A 25,586-nucleotide genomic window follows, 5' to 3' on the forward strand; every position below is an offset into this window, starting at 1 on the left:
GGTCCTACGACTTCGTGCACGACCGGACGCACGACGGACGTCCGATCCGCATGCTGACGATGATCGACGAATTCACACGCGAGAGTCTTGCTATTCGGGTCGGGCGACGGATGTGCTCCGAGGACGTGCTCGATGTCCTGACCGAGCTCTTCGTGGAGCGCGGCACGCCGCAGTACTTGCGCTCGGACAACGGCCCGGAGATGACGGCCACCGCGGTGCTCGACCGGCTCGACCGGGTCGGGGTGAAAACTCTCTTCATCGAGCCGGGTAGTCCGTGGGAGAATGGCTACATCGAGAGCTTCAACGGCAGACTCCGCGACGAGCTTCTCAACGGCGAGATCTTCTACACGGTGCAGGAGGCAAAGATACTGACCGGGCGGTGGCGGCTCGAGTACAACCACGTGCGACCGCACAGCGCGCTCGGGTATAGAGCCCCTGCTCCCGAGGCCATCGAACCGCTGCCGTTCCGGCGCGGGATCTTTACACCCATGCAGAGCGCTGCTCTAACGTAGCCGCTGGTACGACAACCGGGGGCGGGTCAGGTCCGCGAACGGCGTCGGGAGGAAGCCACGGCCGCGCTTCCCCGGGAAGCAGTTGAGGCGCACTGGTACGCGGGCTCTGCCGACGCCTGTCGAAAGCGAGTGCGAGCCTACGCGGCTGCCGGTGTAGACACGCTCATCGTGTCGCTCCTAGAGCAAGTGACGGACCCGTTTCGGGCGCTCGAAGAGCTCTCGTCGCTTCGGGTCTTCGGAAGGGAGGTCCAGACCGCCGCATAGGAGACCGCTCGCTACCCGATAGTCGCAAAAGGTGGCCGGCTGAGTCCTAGTTCCTGCTGTTTGGCAACGCGAAGGCTTTGCCTTCGTTGGAAGAAATCGAATGCTTCGACGAGAGCCTAGGTGTCTTCTGCGAACAGTGTCGCCTCTGCACTTCGATGAAGCCGATCTTGGTCTATGCGGCCCTTGAGGAAGATTTAGAAGAATCGCAGAAAAGTGAAGAACGAGCGCTGCTCCCGGGCCCAATCTGGGTTATTTCTGCAGACCATGTCGGCCGATCATCTTGGGGCGGCGGGCGTTGTGGCGGATGCCCGATCGGGGTGGGGGAAGAGGGGCCGGTGCGGAGCCCACGCGCTGGTGTCTTTCCTGGTCTGCGCAGGCCTCCTGGGACCGGGTCCGGTCGCGGGCGAGACCCTTGCGCGCCGCAACATCGTTCTCATCGTCGCGGACAACCAGTCGGCGATCGCGCTTGGCACCTATGGCAACGCGGATGTCGCCACCCCGCACATCGACGCTCTCCCGAGAAGGCGTCCGCTTCGATCGCGCCTATGCGGCGAGCGGGATGTGCTCGCCGACCCGGGCCACGTTGCTCACGGGCTTGATGCCCAGCCAGCACGGCCTGCACAACGCGCTCTCAGACCCCTGGGTCGACCAGCAGGGTCCCGGTTGGAGTGGGGTTGGCGAGTTCCGGACCCTCTCTCTGACGTTGGCGAATCGCGGTTATCAGATGGCGATGATCGGGAAGTGGCACCTCGGCGATCCGCGGCGCCCAGACCTCGGCTTCGGCCACTGGGTCGCAATTCCCTACGGGCACACCATCGACTTCTGGCACAACGAACTCGTGGAAAACGGGGATCGGCGCCGGATCGACGAGCGCCACATCGTCGACGCACTCGCGGAGGAGGCGGTGGAGTACCTGGAAGAGGTCGATCCTTCGAGGCCCTTCTACCTGCAGCTCAACCTCGACGGGCCCTACGCCCTTCCACCTGCGGTGCATGGCCCGGCCCGGAATCGACACTACGCGCGACACGAAGGCCGCCGATTCGAGTCGATGCCGCTGGAGCCCGTCAGCGATCACATCCTCACTCGGCTGCAAGGCCCGTATATCCGGGATCAGGAGCTCTTCAAGCTGCGCGACATCGATCTCATCTGGGACCATCTGCTGCACCGCACGATTCGCATGCAGGGGGATCCGGCTTCGTATGCGAACTTTCTTTCCCAGAACGAGGTGGTCGACGACGCGGTGGGCCGAGTGCGCGAGGTTCTGGAGGCTCGGGGGCTGATGGAGAATACGGTCCTCGTCTATACCGCCGATCAGGGTAACGGCTTTGGACAGCACGGCCACTGGGGCCACACGATCTGGCGTTCCCCCGCACACCTCTTCGACGAGGCGATGCGCATCCCGCTGATCATCGTAGACCCGGGCGGATTCTCGGGGGTGAGTGAGACGCTCGTGGGACAATACGACATGGCTTCGACGCTGCTCGAACTGGCAGGAGTGAAGGACGTCCAGTTCGAGGGATCTCCGGGGCGGAGCTTTGCCGCCGAAGTTCGTGGTGAACTGGAGGGGGCGCGGGGGAGAGCGGGGGTCTTCTTCGAGCAGGAGGAGTCCCGTGGCATCCGCACCGAGCGTCATGCCTACTGGAAGCGTCTCGAGGGGTTCGGGGAGCCGGAGCTTTACGACATGCAGGCCGACCCGGAGCAACGCGTGGACCTCTACCCTGCGATGAAAGGCAGCCCTCTGGTGGAGGAGCTGGATTCCCGCCTAGAGGAGTTCTTCGACCGGCATAGCGCGCCCCAGTATGACCTCTGGCGCGAGGGCGTCTCGAAGGGGATTCCACCGAAGCCGTTCGAGTGGGTTTTGCGCAATCCCTGGCCGTGGCTCGAGAAGTATTGGCGAGATTTCGTCTGGCGTGATTCCTTGCCCGCCCGCTTCCAAGAGTGATCCCTGGCTGCGGCCTGGCGGACGTGGAAGTACGATCCGCCGGTAACGTCCCGAAGGAGGCCGCGCGGGAGGAGAGCGCAGGTGTCGCCGACCCGAGGAGTCCCTATCCGATCGAGTTGCCCGTTGGTCGTGTGATTGCGGTCAAGATCAGACCGCGGTCGGCCATCCATCGCCCTTCGAACTCGGCCAAGCTTTGCGCGCCAAAGGAGGGTGCGGGAAGGTTCAACGTCGCCGAGAACGTGCCAGCCACGGGATCGATGTCAATCGAAACGTCCTCGAATCCGAGCCACTGCATGGTCAGCGGGAACCAGGCCTTGTAGACCGATTCCTTGGCGCAGAAGAGTAGGCGGTCCCAACACACCTGGCGATTCAGCGCTCCGTAGCCGGCGGATGCCCGGCGCTCTTCGTCGTCGGCGATGTCGGCAAAGACCCCGTCCGGTAGCGGGCGGTTCGGCTCCGCATCGATTCCAACGATGCCGGTGGGCCAGCGCGGCTCCCGGCGGGGTCCAGGAACGATGGGTGACGGCGGCAGGCCGAGCTGCTTCAGCGCCCGGCGCGCACACATGCGGGCGGTCGTGAATTCTCGTCGACGCTTTTCGACGGCCTGCCCAAGCGCTCTCTCTTCCTCTGGAAACAGCGCCACGTCCTTCGAGTCGTCGAATGCTTCGGCCGAAGACGCAGCGGGGGGTAGGAGTTTCTCGATCAATAGGGACGCCTCGTCGATCGGGCTGGGGTGTCTCAGCCCCCTCGCGCCGGGCCCAACGACGCATCATTGGGGGAAGACTCCTCGGCAACCACCGCATAACAGATTGCTAGGAAACGAGTCCATCACGATTCGGCCGACCACGATGCCTGGCGCATCGCGCCCCCCGCCACTCCGCGTCCGCGCGACCGACGCGCGGTTCGCCACACGGGCGTGCGCAAGAGAGAGTTCCGGGACCGGCGGCAGACCTTCACTGCGGTACGGGTCACAGCCTCCGATGGCGGAGTGATCGTCGTCTTGTTGGGGATTGCGCTCGTCGCGCGCACGGGTGAAGCCGTCGAGCCGTGGATGGGTGGCATGTCGTCGCCGTCGGCGCGTCAGACGGCGTCAGCGACCTTAGTGACGCCGCGCCGGTCCCTAACCCGGTGATCGAGGCGGTATGCGATCACGGCGAGGAGATCGCGTCCGAGCCTCTTCGCCGCGTGCTCGAGGGCCGTCGCGATGGAGTGCGTCGCATCGTCGGGCCGAAGACGACACCGGTTTCCGCGGCGCTGTATCGGTAGGAGATCGCCGTCGGCCCGGCGGTGCCCCGCTGCTCCCTAGCTCTCCGGATCGCGCCATGGGTACCGCGAATACAGTTTGGGAAGAGATTGACACTCGGCCAGCCGGTATCGGAAGCTGCCCAACACGCGGAAAGCAATTTGCCTTCGTATTCGCGACGAAACAGCACCATAGCGATGTCACTTTTGTGAAGCCCGTAGCTCTAAATCCGAATCGTCCCACCTCGAAATTTACGGTCAGCTGCGAAAGGTACTCGAATGAAAGCAACCCAACGGGAGGATCTCATGAAACAACTTGGCGGCAAGAGCCCCGTCATTCGCAGACTGCGGTACGAGATCGATGCGATTGCGCCAACCGAATCCTCGGTGTTGATCACCGGGGAAACGGGAACCGGAAAAGGGCTTGTCGCACGGCTGATTCACGACGCTTCGCGAAGAAGCGAAGGCCGCTTTGTGCACGTGGACTGCGCCTCTCTCGCCGAGAGCGTCATCGAGAGCGAGCTCTTCGGACACGAGCGTGGGGCCTTCACGGGCGCTATTGAGCGTCGACAAGGCCGCTTCGAACTCGCCGAGCGGGGGACTCTGTTTCTCGATGAGATCGGCGAGTTGGAGCCGCGGCTCCAAGCAAAGCTGCTCCGGGTGCTTCAAGATCGCGAGTACGAGCGCATTGGCGGAACACGCACACTCCAAATGACAGCGCGCGTCATCGCCGCGACCAACCAAGATCTACCTCAGGCCATTGCGGCCAAGAGGTTTCGGGCCGATCTCTACTATCGGCTCAAGGTCGTGTCCCTCTCGACACCCCCACTTCGGGAGCGTCCGGAGGACATCCCGCTTCTCCTCGATCGTTGCATCGAAGAGCTCGCCGAACGGCTGGGGGTCGAGGTGCCCTACCTGGACGAATCTTTTCTGGCGAGTCTTGCGCGACACAGCTGGCCCGGGAACGTACGAGAGCTCCTGAACGTGGTGGAGCGCGCGATGATCTTCGGACGCGAAGGGCGGCTTCGGGCGGACGAGATCGACCTGGGCGGACTTCATGACGAGGGCCCCCGTGGATTCGTCGCGGCCCAGGCGCCGCCTGCCGCGAGCGACCAGTTCAGCGAGGAGGTGCCCGCGCAAGGCGCGCGAGAGCGCCTAGTGGCCGCCCTGACTCAGACCGGCGGCAACGTCGCTCGTGCGGCCCGCCGCCTGGAAATGCCGCGAAGCACGCTTCGCTATCAGATCCAGGTCCACAGCCTGCAGGCCCTGATCCCGGGCGACTAATCGACGATTCCGCTCACAACGATCCACCCATCGGCCTGGAGGACGAAGCGCTTCCCCGAGCGCTTCGTCGACCAGATCCTCTACCCCTTCTGCCACCTTCGTCGAAAAAAGGCGGTTGGGGGCGGGGATAGCACAGTGAGCACAGCGGCAAGTGTACGTCGTCAAAGACGTCGGGATCAGTGGGCCTGATTTATAAGAGACACTTCCGGCGCGTTTGCCCGCCTACGCTGCGCGTAGATTCTGCCGCTTGCGACGGGCCATTGTCTTCTTCTTGATCTGTTCTCGGCGCGAGAGGATCGTGTCGCGCCGCCCATGATATGCATCAGCTGGAGTCACGTTGTCCAGTGACTCGTGGTAGCGCCGGTGGTTGTAGTGCTCGACGAAACAGCCAATCGCACGCTCGAGCTCCCACGGGCTATAGTAGTTGTCGAGCTTCACGACGTTCTTCATCGACAGGTGGTAGCGATCGATCTTGCCCTGCGTCTGCGGGTGGTGCGGCGCTCCTCGCGTGTGTTCCATCCCGTGGCGACCGAGGTAGGTCGCCAGATCGCCCGAGAGGTAGCAGGGGCCGTTGTCGCTCAGCAGTCGAGGTCGGTGCACGACCTGCACTTCATCGACTCCTGCCTTCGCTCGCGCCAGGTTCAGAGTCTCGATCACGTCCGACGCCTTCATCGTCGTACCGAGCGTCCACGCCAGGATGTAGCGCGAGTAATCGTCGAGCACGGTCGACAGGTAGTACCAGCCCCAGCTCACGACGCGCAGGTATCTGAAGTCCGTCTGCCAAAGCTCATTCGGTCGCTTCGTTGGATGCTGGAAACAATCGGCGGCGCGGAGCCGCAATGCTCTCTTCGCCGCCCAGATCGCGCGCGCCGTGGTGAACTTCGAAGGCCCGATCGTGTTTCTCGTCGTGTCGAGGTACCATGGTGGCGGGTACGTCGTGTTTTCGCGAGAGCTGAACCCCTCCGTCCGAGCCGCAGCCCTCCACGGGTCGTACGCGTCGGTCATCGGTGGCAACGCCGCGGCCACGGTCGTGTTCGCGCGCGAGGCACAGCGCTCGGGCCGACCCTGATGTCATGCGGCTTTCGCAAGCCCTCGGCGCCTGCGGAAGTCGAGTGGATCTCGACCGCGCCGAACGGGAGATTGCGGCGGAGTTCGACGCCGCACACACGATCGAGCGTGCGCAGGAGGTCGGCTCGATCGGCGACCTCGTTCTTCCGACCGCGATGCGTCTGTACTTGACGAAAATGTTGAAGGCCGCGTTGTCAGAAGAGCCGGGGCCCGGCGGATACGTCTGATTATTTTAAAATTGACTATATTCGTGCCCGGGCGATATGCTTGGTCCCTTGGTCAGGCGGACAGGGTATTTGAGAAACCGCGTGTTTTGTGAGGTCGGAGTCCGGCCCGGCTGCAACGGTATGAGGAGGCTCGCATGAAGGCTCGAACCCGGATCGTCACCCATTTTCTGCTGGTCGCCGCATTCATTGTCGCAAGCGCAGGCGGGGCACTGTCCTCGGGCCGTTCCGTCCCGGAGGCGGCCCAGGAGGCGGGCGTGGGGGCGGCCGATTGGGAGGGGATCGTCGCGGCCCGGGAGATGCAGCGCCATGCGCTGCGGCGTGAGGCTGGGGGGTACGTGGCGGCGAACCCCGGGCAGCAGTTGGAGGCGCGCTTCGACGGGCGGGGCTTCGAGGTCACGCCGCAAGAGGGCGAGTGGAGCTGGGGACTCGATCTGGTGGCCTTTGGTTTTGCTGGGCAGGAGCGTGCGGTGGGCGCCCCGGATGCGGTTCGGACCCAGGGGCAGCGGGCAACCTACGCGTGGGGCAGTGACCTGGAGGAGTGGTACTAGAACGACGAGCGCGGCCTGGAGCACGGGTACACCGTGGCGCGGCGCCCGGCGCGCGAGGACGGTGCGGGCGAAGAGCTTGCGGTGACGCTGTCGGTGCGGGGTGAATTACGCCCGGCGCTGCGCGACGGCGGGCGCGACGTGGTCTTCGTGGACGCGTCGGGCCGTCAGGTCGTGAACTACGCGGGCCTCAAGGTATTCGACGCGGACGGCCGCGACCTTCCGGCCCGCTTCGAGACCCGGGGTGCCGACCTGCGCGTTCTCGTCGACGAGCGCGAGGCGCGCTACCCGGTGACGATCGATCCACTCGTCCAGCAGGCGGCCTATCTCAAGGCCTCGAACACCGAGAGCCCTGATTCCTTCGGCGCGAGCGTAGCGATCTCGGGCGACACCATCGTCGTCGGGGCCAAGTTTGAGGACAGCGCCGCGACAGGCGTGAACGGGGACCAGTCCGACAACAGCGAGTCTAGCAGTGGCGCGGCCTACGTATTCGAGCGCAGCGGCGGGGGCTGGTTGCAGCAGGCCTATCTCAAGGCCTCGAACACCGAGCGCTATGATTCCTTCGGCGCGAGCGTAGCGATCTCGGGCGACACCATCGTCGTCGGGGCCAGGAGTGAGGACAGTGCGGCGACAGGCGTGAACGGGGACCAGTCCGACAACAGCGCGTACGCCAGTGGCGCGGCCTACGTTTTCGAGCGCAGCGGCGTGACCTGGTCGCAGCAGGCCTATCTCAAGGCCTCGAATACCGAGGCCGAGGATCATTTTGGCTCAAACGTAGCGATCTCGGGCGACACCATCGTCGTTGGGGCCTGGGGTGAGGACAGTGCGGCGACAGGCGTGAACGGGGACCAGTCCGACAACAGCGCGGCTTACACTGCCGCGGCCTACGTATTCGAGCGCAGCGGCGTGACCTGGTCGCAGCAGGCCTATCTCAAGGCCTCGAACACCGAGGGCTATGATTACTTCGGCCGGAGCGTAACGATCTCGGGCGACACCATCGTCGTCGGGGCCCCTGGAGAGGCCAGCGCCGCGACGGGCGTGAATGGGAACCATTCCGACAACAGCGAGTCTAGCAGTGGCGCGGCCTACGTTTTCGATAGCTACCTCATCGGCGACTTTATCTGCCCCTACTACGTCGATACCTGCCCGGAACCGAACTTCATCGACCCCGTGAGCAAGGCGCGCCTGGCGATCTTTCCGTGGACGGAGTCGGAGGTCTACGACAATGGTCCCGGCGACGTGGCCCCCGCCTGCGGCGTCATCGAGGTTGTGGACGTGGCCGTACCGGGCGACGCGTCGGCGACGTTCAGCGGCACGGTCTCTTTCGCCGGTGCCAGCAACCCCGCACCGGCGCAGCTCGTCGTGGCGGAAGCTACGATCACGCACGCCGAGACTTCAGGGACGGGGCCGATGATGGACGTGCAGGATCTGTTCTTCGCGTGCGCGGAATTCTCCACCTACGAGGAGGCGACTGCGGGCACGATTCGGGTGGACGTCGCCGGTCAGCTTTCGACGGCGTCCGGGTCCAACACGGTGGGCGATGAAGAACTACGCATCACCGCCTTTGGGACGTCGTTTACCGACGTCACGGGGGCACCACCTCCGGGCAGCGCGGAGGCACTCTGGACGAGCGGCGGCTCGGTGGCCTCGCCGCAGAACATGTCGGCCACGGCGCTGGCCTCGGGGACGTTTGCGGCCGGCGCGGGCGTGATCGCTCTGTACGCCGACATCATGCTCGGCGAAGGCGAGACCATGACCTTCCCGTCGAGCATCCACGCGACCGTGGATCAGCCCAGTGGACTGGACGACGACGACGGCGACGGCGTGCCGAACCCCGAGGACGCGTTTCCCGGTGATGGCTTGGAGACGACCGACAGTGACGGCGACGGCCTGGGCGACAATCGCGAGACGAATACCGGTGGCTATACGAGCGAGACGGATACGGGTACCGACCCCAACGATTCCGACAGCGACGACGACGGTTTGAGCGACGGCTCGGAGACGGCGACGGGCACCTACGTCGACTCGAGCGACACGGGCAGCGACCCCAACGATGCGGACTCGGACGACGATGGCCGCAGTGACGGCGAGGAGTACCGGATCGGTGCGGACCTTTTCGATCCGAGCGACCCGCCGGCGGGCTGCGCAGAGGAGCCGCGCGACGATTGTGAGGGGCCGTGGGCCAAGGTGAGCCTTTTGGTGAACGAGAAGAAGGCCGGCAAGGAGAAGATCATCGCCAAGCTCATTGGCGGGCCCGAGATCCTCGGCATGGACTGGGGCGATCCCATCACGACGGGCGGCGGCGCCTACGGGATTTGTCTATATGCGGACGGAGAACGGTTGCTGCCGTTGGAGGCTCCGTTGGTGGCGGAACTCGTGGTGGACCGAGCGGGCGAGGAGTGCGGGACCCGGGCGTGCTGGAAGCCCGCGGGCGGGTTTGGGTTTCTGTATAAGGACAAGGCGGCGGAAGAGGACGGAGTGAGTGGGGCGAAGTTCCTGGGGGGCCCGGCGGGCAAGTCGAAGATCCTCCTGAAGGCGGGGAACAACGCCTCCAAGGGGATCGAGAGTCTGCCGACCGGCATCGCCGGACGCCTGGTGGGAGCGCAGGAAGTGACAGTGCAGATCCAGCGCCACGCGACCCGCACCTGCTACTCGGCCGACCTCACCGACGTAAAGACCGCGACCCCGACCCTGTTCAAAGCGAAGTGAGGCGCGGCGGGGCGGGGCGGCCGCTGTCTCGGCGCTCGAGGCCATGACGACAAGCCGCGCCACCATTCCGACGTTCCAGAGGAGGAGTTTCATGGGGGCGGGGCAGTTGGGGCCTCCATGGCCCAGAGGCCACGCCCGCGTCCCTTCCCGTCCAGGAGCAGGGTGTCGCCGTGGACGACCCGGACGACGGTGCGGGGGGTGGGGTCGTGGAGTGGATCCGCCGTTCTACGCTGCCCACAATACCCACGCGCTTCGATCTCTACCCGCTCGCAGAGGAAGGGCGTCGCCAGCTCCTCGTCGAGACCGATTATGTCCGCGAGGAGGCGGCCGGGCGTCGCACCAAGCCCACGATCTCGCCGAATCCCGCTTCCATGCAGTCGATGAGTTGTTCCGGGTCCGAGACGGCGGATGAGTCGATCGTAAAGGCAACGCTCGCCTCGTCGAGGTAGCTCATGAGGGTGACGTTCAATGCGGCGCCCGCTGTCGGTCCGAAACCGAAGAGTGACTCGACCCGGCTACCGGCGAGGTAGAGCGGAGCCGGAGGTCCGGTTACTGCGGTCGCGACCACGTCGCTCTTCAGCATCTCTTCGAGAATGAGCGGCAGGATCAGGTCGGTCGGTGAGAAGTTGACGAGTGTCGCGAGGGCCTCGAACGCGGCCAGAGAGGCGGGCTCGCGTTGTTCTTGCACGGTCCGGTGAATCGCGGCCATGCGTTCGCGGGCGCTCCTCTCGCCGCAGGGGAGAGTGAATCGCCCGATCGCCAGGCGGTTACCCATGGTGAGGGCGCCCGAAGCATCGCGTACGCTAATTGGGATCGCTGCGCGAAGTCCGTCAGCCGGTGCGCCTTTGCGAACGTGATACCGGTTGAGCCCAGAGGCTAGAGCGGCCAGGAGGGCATCGTTGAGGGTCGAGTCGCAGGCGGCTGCGGCGGCTTTTAGCTGCGCGGTCGGGAGCGTGAGGGCGGCGAAGGTGGAGCGACTCGAGCGCCCTCGCATGATCGGACTTAGGGGGCCAGGGCCACTGCGCATGATCTCGCTGACGGCCCGCACCTGATCGATAGCGTACGTTGCGTTCTCGATGGGTTTCTGGACCGCTTGGAGGCCAGAACGTACGGCGGCCAGGAGCGTGGCGGGTGCGCTCGCCAGATCTTCGCGTAGGATTTCGGCGGCAAGTGCGAGAGCGCCACCCTCGGGCCCGTATGGCTCCGGCGCCTCGAGGGGAACGTGCTCACGCATTCGGGTTGGAGCGTGCCGGGTCAGCTGATAAATTTCCGACATCAGCGCGACGCCGGCCGCGCCGTCTCCGACAGAGTGGTGGAGCTTCTGCACGAGGGCCGCTTGGCCCCCTTTGAGCTGCTCGACCACCGCGAACTCCCAGAGTGGACGACTTCGGTCGAAGGCCTTCGCTGCCATGGCGGCGGCAAGATCCAAGACGAACGACCAGGCACCGCCGTCGGGTGCCGTCTCGAAGCGCAAATGGTCTTCGAGAGCGAAGTCCGGGTCGTCGTGCCAGACGGGAGCGGAGAGACCCCCGGGGACCTCGATGACACGCTGTCGGAGGCGAGGAATGCGCTGGGTGGCCCGGTGCAGAATCTCGCGCAGGCCTTCGCGGTCGGGCGCCTGATCGAAGATCGAGATGGCGATTGCCGTGGTGCGCAGACGACGGTCCTTCTCGAGCGACCAGAACATCGCGTCGATGGGGCCCATGCGTTTCGGGAAGTACACTTCCGGCATGCGTTCGCAGGTTAGTCACTTTCGCCGATCGGCGTAAGGCTTCGTTACGAGGATGGGTGAGCCGAGGGGGCGAGGCGGATCGAGGATTTCGCAAGCGGCTGGGCCGAAGAGGTCCCACTTCCAACGAGACCCCTCGAGACGCAGCCGAACGGCCTTCGCCAGCGGAGCCAGACGGGATCGTCCGAAGAGCCTCGCGTGGACGCGCACATGGGTCCGTGTGAAGCGCGTCACCACGGGATTGCCGAGCCGTCCCACGCAAGGAAACTCCCGGACTGCTCCGGCTCGAGACTGGCGAGAACGTTGAGAATCTGTGCCGCGGCTCGATCGGTGTCGAAGAGCTTCTCTGCCGGAATGCCCCGCTGAAACGGGCGGGACATCTCCGTGTCGACGGTTCCCGGATGAATGGCGACCACGATCGCGTTGGGCGCACGTCGGGCAAGTTCGATCACGGCGGTTCGCGTGAACATGTTCAATGCTGCCTTCGAGCCGCGGTACCCGTACCATCCGCCGAGTCGGTTGTCGGTGATGCTCCCGACGCGCGCCGAGACGTTCGCAAGAACGGCGCGGCCGTCGTGCCGGAGCAGCTGGTGGAAGTGCTTCATTACGAGGAGTGGGCCGAAGGCATTTACGGCGAACACCTTCTGAAGAGCATCCCCCGAGATTGCGTCGAGTCGCTTCTCGGGAGCCACGCCGCTCTCGTCGTGCAGAATGCCCGCGACGTTCACAATTCGATCCAGGCGACCGTTGCCGGCTCGGACCGCAGCCGCTGCCGCCTCGATCGTCGACTCGCGGGTGACGTCGAGCGGAAGGACTACCAGACGCGGGTCATCCGACAGAGCACAAAGCGCCCCGGCGTTTTCCGGGTCACGGCAGGTCGCATAAACCGTCCCGACCTCTGCTTTCGCCAAGAGGGTTCGGACGAGCGCATGGCCGATGCCGCGGCTGGCTCCCTGAATCAGAGAGCATTCAGCCATATCGTCGTTTCGCCAACTGGTGGCTCTCGCGTCTTCGATCGTTTGGCGCGCAGAGCTTCATGACGCAGGAGGAACACCCTGCCCCCTTATGCCCCATGTCACGTTTAGGATCTGCAAAATGTGACCCGGCTTCATGTCGAGCTCGTAGGCGAGCGAATGCGCGAAATAGTGGAGCGGTGCGCGAGGGAACTGAGCGCGTATGCGCGTTGCACGAAGGAGAACCTCGGGGCGATTCGGCTCGTAATCAGAATCGTTCACCTCTTCAGGGTACGCGCGCATTGAGTCATGCCAAGCGAAAATCGGCATGGTTTCGAACATGTGGAGTCGCCTGCCGATCCAGCGCGGCTTCGATAAACCGTTGCCCCTCGGCGTTTGGGTAAGCTCTGGGGAGAGCTCGCGTCGAGCTCAGGACAGAGGTGGAAGAATCGAAGTGCTCCGGTTCTCCGGCTTCGCCATCAGAAGCTGAACGTCACCGATAGAGCGTTCCTCGAAGCCGGTCTCACAGTGGCAGAGGTAGAACTCCCATATGCGGATGAACTCCTCGGAGAAACCGAGCTGGCGTACGCGGCCCAAGTTGTCGAGAAGCCCGATCGCCATCGGCGCAGTGTTTCGGCGTAGTGCGGTGTTTAGGTCCTCCAGGTGTACGAGCTTTATCAAGCTGGCCCGCACCGCGGATGGCAACAACGCGGCGACCGAGGGGATGCAACTGCCGGGAAATATGTACCGCTTGATGAAGTCGACGGTGTTCTTCGCACGACCGAAGGTCTCTTCGGGCGAGCGGTAGTCGTGGCAGCGGAACGGCATTGGGCCTGAGAGCCCGTGCTCCTGCACTTTGCGGAATGTCCCGTCTCGGGCCTGTGGGACATCGGCTTGTTCATTGGAATCGAGATGTTCATCAACGGCTGGTCCCGGATCACGCTCTCAAGGGCCGCGCGGAGGGGCTCCTCCGGGTTCATACCCAACCCATCTGCCAGCTGTCGGAGCCGGAGAGCTCGCGCCAAGGGATCTCATAGGTGCGACCGGAGTGGATGGCTTCGAGGACGACCCGATCGGCGCGGTGACCCTCGTAGAGAATCCGTTTGACCACGAAGTGCTTTTCGTCATCGCGAGGGCGGCGCGCGCTCCACTTGCTGTCGAGCAGTTTCCGAGGGTGGATGCGGTTCATGGCGGAGGCGGATGACGTCCGCGCGCAGCGGGCGCGAAGGTTTGCAAAGATTGTCTATTGCCGGTCCCGAGAATGCACGTAGCGTTCGTGCCAGTGGAGGTAGCAAGGCCTTCACGAAACAAACAAGGAGACAAGAAACGTGAAGAGCATCAAAATACTGCAAAGCTGTGCCGCGGTGTCCGTCACGACGATGGCACTATTATTGGTTGGTTGCGGCGACGGCGCGAGCCAGGCTGGTCAGGGTTCCGACGGCGCTCCGACTCTCGACATCATTGAGACCGCGGATGACGCCGGGTCGTTTCAAACTCTTTTGGCAGCGGTAGAAGCCGCGGGCCTGACGAGCACGTTGCGCGGCGACGGTCCTTTCACGGTATTCGCGCCCACCGATGATGCGTTTGCGGCGCTACCCGCAGGCACGGTCGAAGACCTCCTCCTGCCCCAGAACATCGAGACGCTGACCGCGATCTTGACCTACCACGTCCTCGGCGCAGAGGTGAGGGCGGCGGATGCGATCGCGGCCGGATCAGCCGAGACCCTGAACGGACAGCGAGTCATCATTGAGGAGTCGGGTGGGGCCGTGCGGGTGAACGACGCGAACGTCGTGGCGGCCGATGTCCTCGCGTCCAACGGCGTCATTCATGTGATCGACGCCGTACTTCTTCCCGAGTAGCCTCGGCAGAAGCATTTCTGAGCTCTCCGGTTTGCCGATTCTAGTTGCTACGGATGGCGCCCCCTGCCGGGGGAGCGGGGGATGCATCCTGCTCCGTTCGAACTCGAGGGGGCGCTGTTCTGGATCGGCGCGGTCCCTATCCTTCACCGCCGACGACGCGCACAGCGTTGCCCGAGGCTAGGTGCCTCCCCGACGGGTCGTCGATCGTGAGGGATTGCAGTTCACGCCGCCACGGCGGACTGCGGCGAAACGTCTCCTCGACGAGAGAACCCAGGACCTTCGGCGGATGCCGCGGGGAGTGACTGCTGAGCAAGACAAAGCCGCGGTCTTCCTTCACGAGGCGTGCACAGTCTATGAGCAGGGGCGGCAAGTCTTCATCGATCTTCCAACGCTCCCCCTTCGGGCCATGGCCGTAGCTGGGTGGATCGAGAATGACTCCGTCGTACCGGTTGCCACGGCGCACTTCACGAGCGACGAACTTCGCCGCGTCTTCCGCGATCCAACGAAGGGGGGCGTCGGACAGCCCTGAGGCCTCGGCATTGCGACGAGCCCACGCGTTTACGTTCTTCGCCGAGTCGATGTGAACGACGCTTGCGCCCGCGGCGGCCGCCGCCAACGTACTCCCGCCGGTGTAGGCGAAGAGATTCAGCACCGTGCAGGAGCCCGTGAACCGGCGGCATTGCTGCGCCAGCCACGTCCAGTTTTCTGCTTGCTCCGCGAACAGGCCGACGTGCCCGAACGGCGTGGGTCGAACTTCGAACCGAAGGCCGTGATGGCGTACATCCCAGCGTTCCGGCAGCGCCTTCGCGGCTACCCAACGTCCGCTCTCTCCGGCCGCGCGTTCGTACCGCGCGTCGGCGGTGCTCCACGCTTCTTCATCGAGCACGGTCGCAGTCTCGGCCGCCGGACACGGTCGATCGAGGACCACATCACCGAATCGCTCCAGCTTTCGACCGGAGCCGAAATCCAGCAACGCGTATTGGTCTGACGAAAACAATTTGGAGGGCTCTCCCGGGCGCCCTGCTCGAGGCTAGGCGATGACGTCGCGGATCGCACGGAGGCTGGACTTGGCTCGCCCGAAGGCGGTCGACAGCAGCGCCCACGAGGTGGCGACCACGAACGTCGTCAACAGGAACTGATCGAGCACCACCAACTCGACCAGGGTGGCTGCGCAGATCAACCCGTCCGCGACCTTGAGTGGTGTCGGCAGTATCCTTCCTCGTGCGGGGCGCGGTCGTACCTTCGTGATTGGGACGGTTTCGGTCGTCCGTATCGTGAATTAGACGCTGCTCTCCCGTTTTATGGCGTCGATGCGCAGTTAGCTTGAGATTAGGTGGCTCGGGACACGCACCCGTTGCCATCCGTCTCCATCTGAGACCGAACAATGAGCTAGAGAGACAGGAGCACCGCGTCGAGCAGACCCGACCGCACGAGGCCGCCGAGTGCACCGGAGACCTTCGCGCGTGCACGGCCGTCGTGAACATCTCATGGTCCGTTGTCACACGCCGCCTGATCCGGAACCCGCCGTACGGGCGATCCCGCGGAGCATACCGCGAAACACTGCTTGGTGAAGGATGTAGATCCCATACCAATAGGCTAGCCCGGAGAGTCCGATCGGATCGAACACCGCCGTCTGTCGAATTGTCGACGCCTCGCCGTTGTCTGTGACCTCGAACTCGAGCCAAGCTCGTCCGGGGAGCTTCATCTCGGCGGAGAGAAGGAGTCGATGTCCGGGTTCGAACTCCTCTACGCGCCAGCAGTCCAGAGCGTCGCCGACGTGCGTCGTGTCTACGTGCGGCCGGCCCCGCCGCATGCCCACGCCGCCGACGATCAGATCGAGTGCCCCTCGGACCGCCCAGAGCCAATCGCCGTAGTACCATCCGGTCCGGCCCCCGATCCGTTGGATGGGGGCGAACGCCGCCGCGCAGGAAAGCGGCACGTCGATGGTCCGGGAGTCGACCAAGCGGTTCCCGAAGCGTACCCCGCCCCAGTTCGTCTCCGCACCGGCCGACGAGAGGGCATCGGACCAGCGCGTCTGAACGAGCTCTTGATCCTCGTCGCGAAGCGCACGTTCCATCGCTTCGGTGATTCCACCCGGGCGTACGTCGAAGACCGATGTCGCCCGACCGTCGCGCACGATAGTCGGGTGCTGAATGCTCTCGATGAGTTTGCTCCCCACCCGCGCAAAGAGAGGCGTCACGAGGCCAAGCCAGAGGCTGGAGAGCCGCGGTGTCAAGACGGGTACCGGCAGCATCCATCGGTTCAGTCCCCGCAAACGCGCATACTCGCGCATCAACTCGCCGTACGTGACGACGTCATCGCCACCGATCTCGAACACGCCGTCGCCGGGATCCTCCACCTCGATCGAAAGAATCAGGAAGCGAAGAAGGTCATCGACAGCGATCGGCTGTGCGGGGATCGAAACCCACTTGGGCGTAATCATGACGGGGAGCCGCTCGACAAGGGCTCGGATCATCTCGAACGATAGGCTCCCGGCGCCGATCACGATGGAGGCCCGCAGCTCGATCACCGGCACGCCCGATTCTCGCAGGAGCCTACCGACTTCGTGCCGACTCCTTAGGTGGGCCGAGAGGGGGAGGTGGCTGTCGCCCAGGGCGCCGACGTATACGATGCGCTGCACTCCGGCCGCGCGTGCAGCGCGGGCGAAGTTCTGAGCTCCGTCTCGATCGACCTCTTCGAACGAGTCTTCGGAACCCATCGAGTGGACGAGGTAGAAGGCTACGGTCACGCCCTGGAGCGCTAGCCGCAGGCTCTCCTCGTCGAGAACGTCGCCGCGCACGACCTCGGTGTTCGGTCCAACGCGCCCTCGCAGCGCCTCGGGTCGTCGGGCGAGGCAGCGAACACGATAGCCCGACCGATCGAGCGTCGGATGGAGTCGTCCCCCAATGTAGCCGGTCGCACCGGTGACGAGAATGGTATCACCGTCTCTCATGTCGCGGCCTCCGTGGACAGGAGCTGCACGATCTGATCGCGGCGATAGCGGAAGATGGTCTCGAGCTCCTTGGCGACCCGCGAACCGGCAACCAGATCACCCAACGCGCCGCACGGTAGACGGTAACGGATGCGGTCGCGGACGATGGTCGCTCCGTCATGGCCCTCTAACTCGTGGCGATGATGCCAGAGCGAGTACGGTCCCTTCTCCTGGATGTCGACGAAGTTGTGAGGTGGCTGCCACGCGTCGATGCGCGTACGCCAGCGTATCGGGATCCCGTGCAGTCGAAGCCGGTAATTGATGAGGCTGCCTGCGCGCATGTCACTCTCTGGTGGAGAGGAGATTGAGAAGTGTAGGAACGGCGGAGTGATCTTCTCGAGGTTTTTGGCATCGGCGAAGAAAGCGAATGCCCGCTCGAGGGGGAGTTCGACTCTTTGTTCGAAGACCAGTTCGTGTGCGTCACGGGAGCAGATCTCCCCCAGTGCTTCGGATAACGTGGGGTAGCGGAACTCGAAACCGGATTGCTCGGCGACTCTGGGGATCAGGCGCTGGCTGGCGGTCATGATCGAGGACATTTGGCCAAACGCGGCGCGCAGTGCGAAGGCGGGTAGGGGCAAGAATGCGGGGCGTCCGACGCACGCGGCGAGGGCGGCGGTGAAGTCGGAATTGCGAACCGGGTTTGGCGTGGCGGCGTTGACCGGTCCTCGGACATCTTCGTTATCGAGAGCGTGAACGAATAGCTGTACGACGTCGTCCAGGTGGATCCAGCTCATCCACTGCTTTCCGCCGGCGATCCGCCCGCCGAGTCCAGCTCGGAAGATCGGCAACACCGGTCCGAGCATGCCGCCTTCGTCGTCTAGGACGATGCCGATTCGCAAAACGGCGGATCGCACGCCGAGCTCTTCGGCTCTACGAATCGGTGCTTCCCAGGCGGTGCAGAGGGACGGCATGAAGCCGGTACCCGGGGTGGAACCCTCGTCGAGAACATCGTCGCCCCGGTCGCCGTAGTAGCCGATCGCAGATGCGGACAGGAGGCACTTCGGTCGGTTGTCCCGGGGGAGCGAAGCGATGGCATCGAAGATCGCGGTCGCGGTGTCGATACGCGAGGCCTCGAGTGCTCGTTTCCGTGACGGAGTCCAACGACCGCCGGCTACGTTCTCGCCGGCTAGATGGATCACCGCGTCGGCGTCCATCAGAGTATCCATTGGCAGGTCTCCGGGGGACCATGGAACGACATTGCAGCGCGCCGGGAGAGAGGAGACCGCCGCCTCGGGGGATCGGGTCCAGGCGACCACGTCGTGTCCGTTGGCCAATAGCTCTTGGGTCAGACTCCGGCCGATCAAGCCTGTTGCCCCCGTGACAACGACGTTCATGCCTTTCCCTCTCTTTGTTCGAGCCGGCTAGGTAGAGGCCAGCTCTGCAGGGTTGTCGCGGCGGGCTCGCCGACGATTCCCCAACGCTTCCAAAGGCTCGGGAGGGTTAGGACCTGATAGAGCGCGCCGAGTCCGACGGCGCCGTAGATTAGGCGGTTCTGTTCTCCCAATTGGCCGAAGTCGAGACCCGACAAATAGGATGTGAGGTCCACTCCGGAGATCGCTATGAATCCCCAATTCAGTCCTCCTGCGACGGCAAGTGCGGCGGCGAGGATGTCCAGGGTTCTCAGGCTGATGCTCTTCATTGTCGATTCCTTCGTCTGGCTACGCTGCTTGCGCTGCGGCAAGCGGGCTTCGTGGACGGGTCTCGGCGCGTACGAGGCGACGGATCCATTCGGGTTCCAGTTTGAAGCGCTGGCAGAGAGGTACGAACGACAGGAAGTAGGATTCGTCCTCGGCCTCGATCCAGCGCATGGCGGACCTCGCGGCAGCGCGCTGAGCGCTCGATGGGGATCTGGCGTGTCGGATGGCGCACTGTACGGCGTCGAAGAGAATCGCTCGGTGAAGGCTCAGCTCCGGCGAATCGGGACTCGATGGCTGGTTCATCGAGACCTGGGCCGGATCGACGGCGCTTGCCATCACGAGCCGCTCGACTATCCCGTCGACTTCTCCGGGGTTGAGTCTTTGGATGGGCTTCTTCCGTGAATGTGAATTCATTGTCTAGTCCTCCGCCTCGTTCTGAATAACGTTCAAAACGTTCAATACATGTCCAAATTGAAGAGGTCAAGTCCATATTATCAGGAAAAACTAGCAAATTGGGCTTTCTAAATCGTTCAAAACGGTCAAGATAGAACAACAATGGCTAAATCGACCCGAAACGATGTGAGTCCTCGCGATCTCGCTGCAGCGGTGGATGTCAGTGAGTCTTCCTTGAAGCGCTGGGCGGATGACGGGCTTCTCGAGGTGCGGCGGACGGCTGGAGGCCACCGCCGCATTCCCATCAGCGAGGCGATCCGGTTCGTTCGCGATGCGCAGCTCCGATTGGTGAACCCAGCTCTTCTGGGGCTTCCCGATCTGGGAGAGATCAATCCGGAGGTAGGCCCGCCCGAGGGTGGTCAGCTCGAGGCGCTCTTTGTTGAGCACCGCGGTCGCGACGCGGCTCGAGTCGTGCTCGCCGCTTACCTTGGGGGCAGCAGCATCGCCGAGCTGTGCGACGGTCCGATCCGTCAGGCGCTGGCTGCGGTTGGCGAGCTCTACTTGAGTGGCGAAGAGGGCGTCGCGATCGAGCACGGAGCAGTCGACGCGTGTCTTGAGGGACTGAATGCAATCCGGCAGCTCGTCGTGCCGCCCTTGGACGCGCCCGTCGCGATCGGCGGTGCCATCCAAGGCGATCCGTACATTCTGCCCAGCTTGTCTGTCGCGATGGTCCTGGAAGAGATCGGATTCCGCGCGATCAACACGGGGCCAAACACTCCTGCGTCGGCGATCCTAGCGACCGCGCGGAGTGAACGACCCGCTCTGCTTTGGCGGTCAATCAGCAGCGTCCCCCGTGGAGAAGATTGGCTGAGCGAGGTCACATCGGTTCGGGGTTACGCCGAAGAATTCGGATGCGATTTCGTTCTAGGCGGCCGCGCCTGTCGTTCGGCGCGCGGGCTCTTGGCTGGGACTCAGGCCTTCGAGTCTCTGCAGGAGCTCTCGGGGTTCGGCCGAGCGTTGCTTGCCGCGAAAGGGGCGTCTTCAGGCGAGCAGAGCCAACGGGATTGAAGGCGGTTGCTCGACTTGGCGAGCGGCAGGCCTCAGGGTTTTGCTTCGTCGGCCAGCAGAGCGCCGAGCCGAGCGAGGTGGACCGAAGCACCACCCATCGCGTACTCGGTCTGCTTGGCCCACAGGAAGAACCGATGGATCGGGTACTCGATGTCGGCTCCGATTCCGCCGTGGAGGTGCTGCACGGAGTGTGCGACGCGGTGGCCGGCGCGGCATGCCCACCACTTTGCGACCTCGACTGCGCGGTCGGCATCGCGTTCTTCGTTCACCGCCCAGATCGCTTGGTAGAGGGTGGATCGGATCGCCTCCACGTCGATGAAAGCATCGGCCGAACGCATCGCGAATGCCTGGAAGCTACCGATCGGCTTCTCGAACTGCTTACGCTCCCCGCCGTACCTCGCCGTTCGCTCGAGAGCTGCGTCGGAGATACCGAGCTGCAGTGCGCTCAGCGCGATAGTGGCGCGGCGCTCGATCCAGCGGACGATGGCGGCGCCGCGCGCCGGGTCGCCGAGGGCCTCGGCCCTCGCACCTGATAGCGTCATTGTGAACTGAGGCTCGCCGTTCGTCGTGATCTCGCGTTCCAACGAGACGCCGGCTGAGCTGGGCTCGACTAGGAAGATGCCAATCGCCTCGCCGTTCGTGCGCGCGGGAACCAGAACGAATCTGGCCCGATCTGCATCAGCGACGCATACTTTCACGCCGTCGATTGCCCATCGGTCGCCGTCGACCTTGGCGGTCGTTGCCGGCCGCGCTGGGTCGACGTGCCCCAGTTCTGCGAGGCCGGCGGTCAGGAGCGCCTGGCCGGCAGCCACGTCCGTGAGGATCCTCTTTTGATAGGTCGATCCGAACTCCTGGATTGGCAAGGCGCCGAGCACCAGCGTCGATACTACCGGCAGCGGTGCGACGCAGCGGCCGGCCTCCTCGCACAGTGCGGCCAGCTCGGCCATCCCGAAGCCTGCTCCGCCGAATTCCTCGCGAAGCGCGACGCCGAGAAGACTCGCGGTCGCGAGTTCTCTCCATAGCTCGGAGTCGTACCACCCTGGGTCTTCCGAAAGCTGCTTTACGCGGTCGTCGGTCGCCCAATCGTTGATGATGCGACGCGCAAGCGCCTGTACGGCTTTGTGATCTTCGGTGAGTGCGAAATCCATGATGTCCCCGTCCTTCGTCAGGAGCGCGGCAGGCCGAGGCCCATCCATGCCACGATCTGTCGCTGAATCTCGTTTACCCCGCCACCGAACGTGTTGATCTGACACGCACGGTATTGCATCTCGATTTCGCCGCGCAGGACGGCGCCCGGCGAGCCCGACTTGAGCAGGCCGGGTGCTCCGAGGACGTCGAGGAGAAGCCGATAGATCTCAATCAGTTCTTCGGTGCCGAAGACTTTTACCGAAGATGCGCGAGCAGGTTCGAGCTTGCCGCTCTCGAGTTCCCACGCCATCCGCCAGTTCATGACTTTGGCCGCATCGGTGCGGGCGTAGGCTTCGGCGAGCGTGGTCTGAACCCAACCTTGTGCGAGAAGGGGTCTGCCGTCGTCGGTCGTGGTCGACCGCGCGAAGTCGATCGTGTCGTCGACCAGGCGCTGGGCGATACAGCCCCAGACCCCGAGACCGATGCGCTCGTAGTTGAGCTGCGTCGTAATCAGCTTCCAGCCGGCGTTCTCGTCGCCGACGAGATTGGTGACCGGCACGCGTACGTCGTCGTAGTACGTCATGTTGGTGCGCCCGTCGCCGACCGTGAAGATGGGCGCAATCTTCAGTCCCGGCTGATCGGTCGGCGTGATCAGTATCGAAATCCCCCTGTGCTTCGCTGCGTTGGTATCGGTGCGCGCTGCGAGCCAGATGTAGTCGGCATCGTTCGCGCCGCTCGTGAACATCTTCGTGCCGTTCACGACGTATTCGTCGCCGTTGCGTTTGGCGCTGGTTGTGAGAGAGGCGAGATCCGTGCCGGCACCGGGCTCTGAGTAGCCGATCGCGAAGTGGACTTCGCCGCCGAGAATGAGGGGTAGGAACTGGCTCTTCTGTTCTTCCGTACCGTGACGCATGATTGAGGGACCGACCGTATTGAGCGTGACGAACGGGAGGGGCGCTCCTGCTCGGCGCGCCTCGTCGAGAAAGATCAGTTGCTCGATCCCCGTGAACCCCTGGCCTCCCCACTCCTGCGGCCAGCCGACTCCCAGCCATCCATCCTTTCCGATCTGCCGGATGATTTCCTTGTAGAAGGGGCCGCCTACACTCTGGCTCAGACGCTCTCGCGTACTGTCGGTCATGAGGCCGGCGAAGTACTCTCGGATTCTTCCGCGCAGCTCCTTTTGGTCGGGCGTGAAATCAACGTACATCTGCACTCCAGGGCGCTTGAGCGAACGCGAAGGAGGCGCTCACTGAGAACTCTCGTGGGAAATCCTAGATGCTCTTGCGAGCCTGACAAGACTCTATTTTGCGATATTGGTCCGGGACACGCCCCGAAGGAGGTCGAGGGCCGCGGCCCTCCGCTTTTGGTAATCGACGCACGGGGGTGGGTAGCCCGTTCGGGCGAGGGTCGACGGGTCGCGAGCCGGCTCGTGAATCAGCGGAGCCTCGACATCCGCCAACTCGGGCACCCAGCGGCGGATGTACTTCCCCTCGGGATCGAACTTCTTCGACTGGAGCAATGGGTTGAAGATCCGGAAGTAGGGTGTCGCGTCGGTCCCTGTGGATGCTGACCACTGCCAGCCCCCGTTGTTGGCGGCTGGGTCGCCATCGACCAGGCGCTGCATGAAGGCCCTCTCTCCGATTCTCCAGTCCACCAAAAGGATCTTGCTGAGAAACGAGGCGGTGATCATCCGCAGCCGGTTGTGCATCCAGCCGGTTTCATTCAGCTGTCGCATCCCCGCGTCGACGATCGGAAAGCCGGTACGCCCCTCGGTCCAGGCTTCGATGATCTCGGGCCGCTTCTCCGGCCAGATCATGTGCTCGTATTGTCTGCGGAAGGGGCCTCGGAGAACGCGTGGGAAGTGAAAGAGCACGGAGTGGTAGAAGTCACGCCAGCAGAGTTCGGTCACGAATGCGCCGGCTTCCTGGAGCCGATGCTTCTCCTCTCGGTTCATTCCAAGGTGGGAGCGGGAGGGGTCGAGGTCGACATGCTCCTCTCCCACGAAGCGCGCGACGGTGGCGTAGATCTGTCGAGAGGACAACGTTCCATACTTCAGGTCCGCGGAGATCCCCGACGTTCCGGTGAGGCTCGGCGTGTTGCGGTCCGACCGATAGCGAGCAAGTCGGCTCGATACGAATCGGCGGAGGCGCCGCGCGGCTTGGGGCTCGCCCCCGGCGATGATCCTGGCGTGGAGGGAGAACCCGAGGCTGGACAGCGTGGGAAGAGAGCTTGCGACTGAACGGAATTGGCGGGGCAGTGTGGTCGGCTTCATGCTCGGTCGTCGCAGCGGAGGGGACTTGGCGACCTGGCGCCACCGTCGAGCGTACGGGGTGAAGACGGTGTAAGGGCTCCCATCGTCCTTGACGCACTCCCACGGTTCGACCAGCACGAGGTCCGCGAAGTCACGCCACCCGATCCCAAGCTCTCCGAGCGCCGCCTGGACCCCAGCGTCGCGCCTTCTTCCGTAGGGACTGTAGTCTCGATTGGTGAACACCGCGTCTGCCTCGAGGTCGTTCGCGATCGCCGGCACGACGCTTCGTGGCTCGCCGTGGAGTATGAGCAAGGGCAGGCCGCGCTCCTCCAGGCTTCTCCGCAGACTCGCTAGCGCGTCGAGTAAAAACGCGACGCGTGGAGCTCCGATGTCGGTGGATTCGAGGAGTTTGGGATCGAGGACGAAGATCGGAAAGACGGTGTCTCCGTCGCGACACGACGCGCTGAGCGCGGTGTTGTCGCAGAGGCGAAGGTCCCGCCGGAACCAATGAAGGATCCGCTTCATGGTGTGGCCGCACGCACGGTTCTGGCTTCTCGGTCCAGAAGGTTCCCCACGGACCTCACTTCGCGATCGGACTGCTCAGCCATCTTGGGAGGTGCGTGGTGGGGTGCGAACGCCCAGGAGATCGTGGGAGTGGAAACTCTCGACCGGCACGGGGCCGCATGGCGTCAGAGTGTCGGGCATTGTGCCGGGATCGCGGTGGGCTGGTCGGTGGCTGTGTCGGGAGAGGAAGCTCCAAACTTCCTCGACGGCTTCGAACCCCGCCATCGCATCGTCGCTCGGAAGGTCTCGTGTGTACTTGCCGCCGGGCCAGGCGTGTGGCCACTCGGCAACACGGTACAGCACGACTTCGGATGCGGGCTCGGCGCCCTGCCATTGTGAACGCGTAATCCGCTGCCTCCGCAGTGAGTCCGTTCTGGGTTCGGCGAATGTTCCATTGGCGCTCCGCCAGAAGTCCACGGACTCCGCTACCGAAAGGAACGTTCGACCTTTCGATCCTATGGGGTCGATCCCGCCGTCCCAGGGGACCACCTGGTCGGCGTCCCCGTGCATGAGTAACATTGGCACGGGCCGCGAGGGGGAGGTGATGCGCCAGACTTGCTCGCCCTCTGCCGGACTCCCACCGACCGTGCCTGATATGGCAGCGGCGGCTGCGACGACATCCGACATCTCCGAGGCGACCCGATGCACCATCATGGCACCGTTGGACATTCCTACGATGTAGACGCGCGACCAATCGACGGGCGCGCGCCGGTCTACCGCAGCCATCACACGATGAGTGAATGCAACGTCGTCGACGTCTCCTTCGTTGGCGGGCCCACAGCAGTGGCCGCTGTTCCAGTGCTGTAGTAGCCCCAGGAACCCCGAGCCGCGCGGGTAGACGACAATCAGTCCTTCGCGGTCGGCCAACGCGTCGAGACTGCTCTCCTCTGCCATTTCCTCGGGCGAACTGAATGCTCCGTGAAAAGCGAGGATGAGTGGACGTGGGTCGCCGGCGGCACAGTTTGGAGGCAGGTGGAGACGATACTCGTCGGGGTCGGCGGGCGCGCTTCCGTCGGGGTCCGGGAGGAAGGTTTGAAGGCTCAACGGCCCACGCATTAGCGGGGGGGAGCACGCGACGCCAACCAGCGCGAAGACGGCGACTGTTGCGGCCGGAACGGTTCTTTTGTCGAAGGATGTCATCTGGCGACCGCTCCTTCCGTCGCGGGAGTCTTCATTGCCCGCGCTGTGAGGCTGGCGAACATATAGTATTTTCCCTGCG

The 25,586-nt window shown here is 64.1% G+C and carries 26 protein-coding genes and 2 pseudogenes; 11 read left to right on the forward strand and 17 right to left on the reverse strand.

Translation table 11 applies throughout. The features are described from left to right. The 3 genes and pseudogenes from P8R42_04890 to P8R42_04900 all read left to right on the forward strand — a co-directional run bounded on the left by P8R42_04890 (position 1) and on the right by P8R42_04900 (position 2,718). A pseudogene (locus P8R42_04890) lies at positions 1-507 on the forward strand (integrase core domain-containing protein). 134 nt (positions 508-641) lie between these two features. After that, a complete protein-coding gene (locus P8R42_04895; protein MDG2303984.1) occupies positions 642-776 on the forward strand; it encodes a hypothetical protein in 135 nt (44 codons plus the stop codon). A gap of 487 nt (positions 777-1,263) precedes the next feature. Continuing rightward, positions 1,264-2,718, forward strand: a complete 1,455-nt coding sequence (locus P8R42_04900; protein MDG2303985.1) for a sulfatase-like hydrolase/transferase — start codon at positions 1,264-1,266, stop codon at positions 2,716-2,718. Positions 2,719-2,821: 103 nt separating this feature from the next. Here P8R42_04900 and P8R42_04905 read toward each other — a convergent pair whose 3' ends face one another. Continuing rightward, the gene (locus P8R42_04905; GenBank protein ID MDG2303986.1) at positions 2,822-3,424 is read right to left on the reverse strand and encodes a 4'-phosphopantetheinyl transferase superfamily protein; all 603 of its coding nucleotides are present in this window, start codon (positions 3,422-3,424) and stop codon (positions 2,822-2,824) included. 341 nt (positions 3,425-3,765) lie between these two features. Here P8R42_04905 and P8R42_04910 point away from each other — a divergent pair, with 341 nt between their 5' ends. Both P8R42_04910 and P8R42_04915 read left to right on the forward strand, forming a co-directional pair. Next, positions 3,766-3,984, forward strand: a complete 219-nt coding sequence (locus P8R42_04910) for a hypothetical protein (GenBank protein ID MDG2303987.1) — start codon at positions 3,766-3,768, stop codon at positions 3,982-3,984. Positions 3,985-4,266: 282 nt separating this feature from the next. Beyond that, a complete protein-coding gene (locus P8R42_04915) occupies positions 4,267-5,244 on the forward strand; it encodes a sigma-54 dependent transcriptional regulator (protein ID MDG2303988.1) in 978 nt (325 codons plus the stop codon). A 222-nt stretch (positions 5,245-5,466) separates the two neighbouring features. Here the strand turns inward: P8R42_04915 and P8R42_04920 are convergent. Then, positions 5,467-6,084, reverse strand: a pseudogene (locus P8R42_04920) (DDE-type integrase/transposase/recombinase). 34 nt (positions 6,085-6,118) lie between these two features. Here P8R42_04920 and P8R42_04925 point away from each other — a divergent pair. The 4 genes from P8R42_04925 (at position 6,119) to P8R42_04940 (ending at position 9,793) form a co-directional block, all read left to right on the forward strand. Next, positions 6,119-6,313 carry a hypothetical protein gene (locus P8R42_04925; protein MDG2303989.1) on the forward strand — a complete coding sequence of 65 codons (195 nt, stop codon included), beginning with the start codon at positions 6,119-6,121 and terminating at the stop codon, positions 6,311-6,313. A gap of 4 nt (positions 6,314-6,317) precedes the next feature. Next, positions 6,318-6,539, forward strand: a complete 222-nt coding sequence (locus P8R42_04930; GenBank protein MDG2303990.1) for a hypothetical protein — start codon at positions 6,318-6,320, stop codon at positions 6,537-6,539. A gap of 134 nt (positions 6,540-6,673) precedes the next feature. After that, a complete protein-coding gene (locus P8R42_04935; GenBank protein MDG2303991.1) occupies positions 6,674-7,087 on the forward strand; it encodes a hypothetical protein in 414 nt (137 codons plus the stop codon). 33 nt (positions 7,088-7,120) lie between these two features. After that, positions 7,121-9,793, forward strand: coding sequence for an FG-GAP repeat protein (locus P8R42_04940; protein ID MDG2303992.1), 2,673 nt, complete (start codon positions 7,121-7,123; stop codon positions 9,791-9,793). Positions 9,794-10,100: 307 nt separating this feature from the next. Here P8R42_04940 and P8R42_04945 read toward each other — a convergent pair whose 3' ends face one another. The 5 genes from P8R42_04945 to P8R42_04965 all read right to left on the reverse strand — a co-directional run bounded on the left by P8R42_04945 (position 10,101) and on the right by P8R42_04965 (position 13,664). Next, entirely contained in the window at positions 10,101-11,525 is a 1,425-nt protein-coding gene (locus tag P8R42_04945) for a wax ester/triacylglycerol synthase family O-acyltransferase (GenBank protein ID MDG2303993.1), read from the reverse strand. A gap of 227 nt (positions 11,526-11,752) precedes the next feature. Next, a complete protein-coding gene (locus tag P8R42_04950) occupies positions 11,753-12,499 on the reverse strand; it encodes an SDR family oxidoreductase (GenBank protein ID MDG2303994.1) in 747 nt (248 codons plus the stop codon). 57 nt (positions 12,500-12,556) lie between these two features. Continuing rightward, complete coding sequence (locus tag P8R42_04955) at positions 12,557-12,757, reverse strand: hypothetical protein (GenBank protein ID MDG2303995.1); 201 nt, start codon at positions 12,755-12,757, stop codon at positions 12,557-12,559. 147 nt (positions 12,758-12,904) lie between these two features. Further along, positions 12,905-13,303 carry a class I SAM-dependent methyltransferase gene (locus P8R42_04960; protein MDG2303996.1) on the reverse strand — a complete coding sequence of 133 codons (399 nt, stop codon included), beginning with the start codon at positions 13,301-13,303 and terminating at the stop codon, positions 12,905-12,907. Between the two features lie 148 nt (positions 13,304-13,451). Then, a complete protein-coding gene (locus tag P8R42_04965) occupies positions 13,452-13,664 on the reverse strand; it encodes a TIGR02450 family Trp-rich protein (protein ID MDG2303997.1) in 213 nt (70 codons plus the stop codon). Between the two features lie 139 nt (positions 13,665-13,803). Here P8R42_04965 and P8R42_04970 point away from each other — a divergent pair, with 139 nt between their 5' ends. Next, a complete protein-coding gene (locus tag P8R42_04970; protein MDG2303998.1) occupies positions 13,804-14,334 on the forward strand; it encodes a fasciclin domain-containing protein in 531 nt (176 codons plus the stop codon). Between the two features lie 136 nt (positions 14,335-14,470). Here the strand turns inward: P8R42_04970 and P8R42_04975 are convergent, their stop codons facing one another. From P8R42_04975 to P8R42_05000, 6 genes are all read right to left on the reverse strand, one after another. Continuing rightward, the gene (locus tag P8R42_04975) at positions 14,471-15,307 is read right to left on the reverse strand and encodes a class I SAM-dependent methyltransferase (GenBank protein ID MDG2303999.1); all 837 of its coding nucleotides are present in this window, start codon (positions 15,305-15,307) and stop codon (positions 14,471-14,473) included. Positions 15,308-15,364: 57 nt separating this feature from the next. Beyond that, positions 15,365-15,514 carry a hypothetical protein gene (locus tag P8R42_04980; GenBank protein MDG2304000.1) on the reverse strand — a complete coding sequence of 50 codons (150 nt, stop codon included), beginning with the start codon at positions 15,512-15,514 and terminating at the stop codon, positions 15,365-15,367. Between the two features lie 318 nt (positions 15,515-15,832). Further along, entirely contained in the window at positions 15,833-17,287 is a 1,455-nt protein-coding gene (locus P8R42_04985) for an SDR family oxidoreductase (protein ID MDG2304001.1), read from the reverse strand. Continuing rightward, complete coding sequence (locus P8R42_04990) at positions 17,284-18,660, reverse strand: TIGR01777 family oxidoreductase (protein MDG2304002.1); 1,377 nt, start codon at positions 18,658-18,660, stop codon at positions 17,284-17,286. The genes P8R42_04985 and P8R42_04990 overlap by 4 nt, the downstream gene beginning before the upstream one ends. Then, the gene (locus tag P8R42_04995) at positions 18,657-18,965 is read right to left on the reverse strand and encodes a DUF378 domain-containing protein (protein ID MDG2304003.1); all 309 of its coding nucleotides are present in this window, start codon (positions 18,963-18,965) and stop codon (positions 18,657-18,659) included. The genes P8R42_04990 and P8R42_04995 overlap by 4 nt, the downstream gene beginning before the upstream one ends. A 19-nt stretch (positions 18,966-18,984) precedes the next feature. Next, positions 18,985-19,377, reverse strand: coding sequence for a hypothetical protein (locus P8R42_05000; GenBank protein ID MDG2304004.1), 393 nt, complete (start codon positions 19,375-19,377; stop codon positions 18,985-18,987). A gap of 141 nt (positions 19,378-19,518) precedes the next feature. Here P8R42_05000 and P8R42_05005 point away from each other — a divergent pair, with 141 nt between their 5' ends. Further along, positions 19,519-20,424 (forward strand): hypothetical protein, encoded by a 906-nt coding sequence (locus tag P8R42_05005; GenBank protein MDG2304005.1) that lies wholly within the window; start codon positions 19,519-19,521, stop codon positions 20,422-20,424. A 32-nt stretch (positions 20,425-20,456) separates the two neighbouring features. Here the strand turns inward: P8R42_05005 and P8R42_05010 are convergent, their stop codons facing one another. The 4 genes from P8R42_05010 to P8R42_05025 all read right to left on the reverse strand — a co-directional run bounded on the left by P8R42_05010 (position 20,457) and on the right by P8R42_05025 (position 25,423). After that, positions 20,457-21,572, reverse strand: coding sequence for an acyl-CoA/acyl-ACP dehydrogenase (locus P8R42_05010; GenBank protein ID MDG2304006.1), 1,116 nt, complete (start codon positions 21,570-21,572; stop codon positions 20,457-20,459). A gap of 17 nt (positions 21,573-21,589) precedes the next feature. Then, positions 21,590-22,759 (reverse strand): acyl-CoA dehydrogenase family protein, encoded by a 1,170-nt coding sequence (locus P8R42_05015; protein ID MDG2304007.1) that lies wholly within the window; start codon positions 22,757-22,759, stop codon positions 21,590-21,592. A 93-nt stretch (positions 22,760-22,852) separates the two neighbouring features. Continuing rightward, complete coding sequence (locus P8R42_05020; GenBank protein MDG2304008.1) at positions 22,853-24,328, reverse strand: deoxyribodipyrimidine photo-lyase; 1,476 nt, start codon at positions 24,326-24,328, stop codon at positions 22,853-22,855. A 75-nt stretch (positions 24,329-24,403) separates the two neighbouring features. Further along, positions 24,404-25,423 (reverse strand): PHB depolymerase family esterase, encoded by a 1,020-nt coding sequence (locus P8R42_05025; GenBank protein MDG2304009.1) that lies wholly within the window; start codon positions 25,421-25,423, stop codon positions 24,404-24,406. Between the last annotated feature and the right edge of the window lie 163 nt (positions 25,424-25,586).

The sequence above is a fragment of the Candidatus Binatia bacterium genome (assembly GCA_029243485.1).
Classification (GTDB): domain Bacteria; phylum Desulfobacterota; class Binatia; order UBA12015; family UBA12015; genus VGTG01.

What these genes read in the sequence shown, in the direction of transcription:
- P8R42_04900 (MDG2303985.1), top strand. Translation starts at nt 1,264, where the DNA reads ATGTCGCCACCCCGCACATCGACGCTCTCCCGAGAAGGCGTCCGCTTC.
- P8R42_04915 (MDG2303988.1), top strand. Translation starts at nt 4,267, where the DNA reads ATGAAACAACTTGGCGGCAAGAGCCCCGTCATTCGCAGACTGCGGTAC.
- P8R42_04930 (MDG2303990.1), top strand. Translation starts at nt 6,318, where the DNA reads ATGCGGCTTTCGCAAGCCCTCGGCGCCTGCGGAAGTCGAGTGGATCTC.
- P8R42_04935 (MDG2303991.1), top strand. Translation starts at nt 6,674, where the DNA reads ATGAAGGCTCGAACCCGGATCGTCACCCATTTTCTGCTGGTCGCCGCA.
- P8R42_04945 (MDG2303993.1), bottom strand. Translation starts at nt 11,525, where the DNA reads ATGCCGGAAGTGTACTTCCCGAAACGCATGGGCCCCATCGACGCGATG.
- P8R42_04950 (MDG2303994.1), bottom strand. Translation starts at nt 12,499, where the DNA reads ATGGCTGAATGCTCTCTGATTCAGGGAGCCAGCCGCGGCATCGGCCAT.
- P8R42_04960 (MDG2303996.1), bottom strand. Translation starts at nt 13,303, where the DNA reads ATGCCGTTCCGCTGCCACGACTACCGCTCGCCCGAAGAGACCTTCGGT.
- P8R42_04965 (MDG2303997.1), bottom strand. Translation starts at nt 13,664, where the DNA reads ATGAACCGCATCCACCCTCGGAAACTGCTCGACAGCAAGTGGAGCGCG.
- P8R42_04985 (MDG2304001.1), bottom strand. Translation starts at nt 17,287, where the DNA reads ATGAGAGACGGTGATACCATTCTCGTCACCGGTGCGACCGGCTACATT.
- P8R42_04990 (MDG2304002.1), bottom strand. Translation starts at nt 18,660, where the DNA reads ATGAACGTCGTTGTCACGGGGGCAACAGGCTTGATCGGCCGGAGTCTG.
- P8R42_04995 (MDG2304003.1), bottom strand. Translation starts at nt 18,965, where the DNA reads ATGAAGAGCATCAGCCTGAGAACCCTGGACATCCTCGCCGCCGCACTT.
- P8R42_05000 (MDG2304004.1), bottom strand. Translation starts at nt 19,377, where the DNA reads ATGAATTCACATTCACGGAAGAAGCCCATCCAAAGACTCAACCCCGGA.
- P8R42_05005 (MDG2304005.1), top strand. Translation starts at nt 19,519, where the DNA reads ATGGCTAAATCGACCCGAAACGATGTGAGTCCTCGCGATCTCGCTGCA.
- P8R42_05010 (MDG2304006.1), bottom strand. Translation starts at nt 21,572, where the DNA reads ATGGATTTCGCACTCACCGAAGATCACAAAGCCGTACAGGCGCTTGCG.
- P8R42_05015 (MDG2304007.1), bottom strand. Translation starts at nt 22,759, where the DNA reads ATGTACGTTGATTTCACGCCCGACCAAAAGGAGCTGCGCGGAAGAATC.
- P8R42_05020 (MDG2304008.1), bottom strand. Translation starts at nt 24,328, where the DNA reads ATGAAGCGGATCCTTCATTGGTTCCGGCGGGACCTTCGCCTCTGCGAC.
- P8R42_05025 (MDG2304009.1), bottom strand. Translation starts at nt 25,423, where the DNA reads ATGCGTGGGCCGTTGAGCCTTCAAACCTTCCTCCCGGACCCCGACGGA.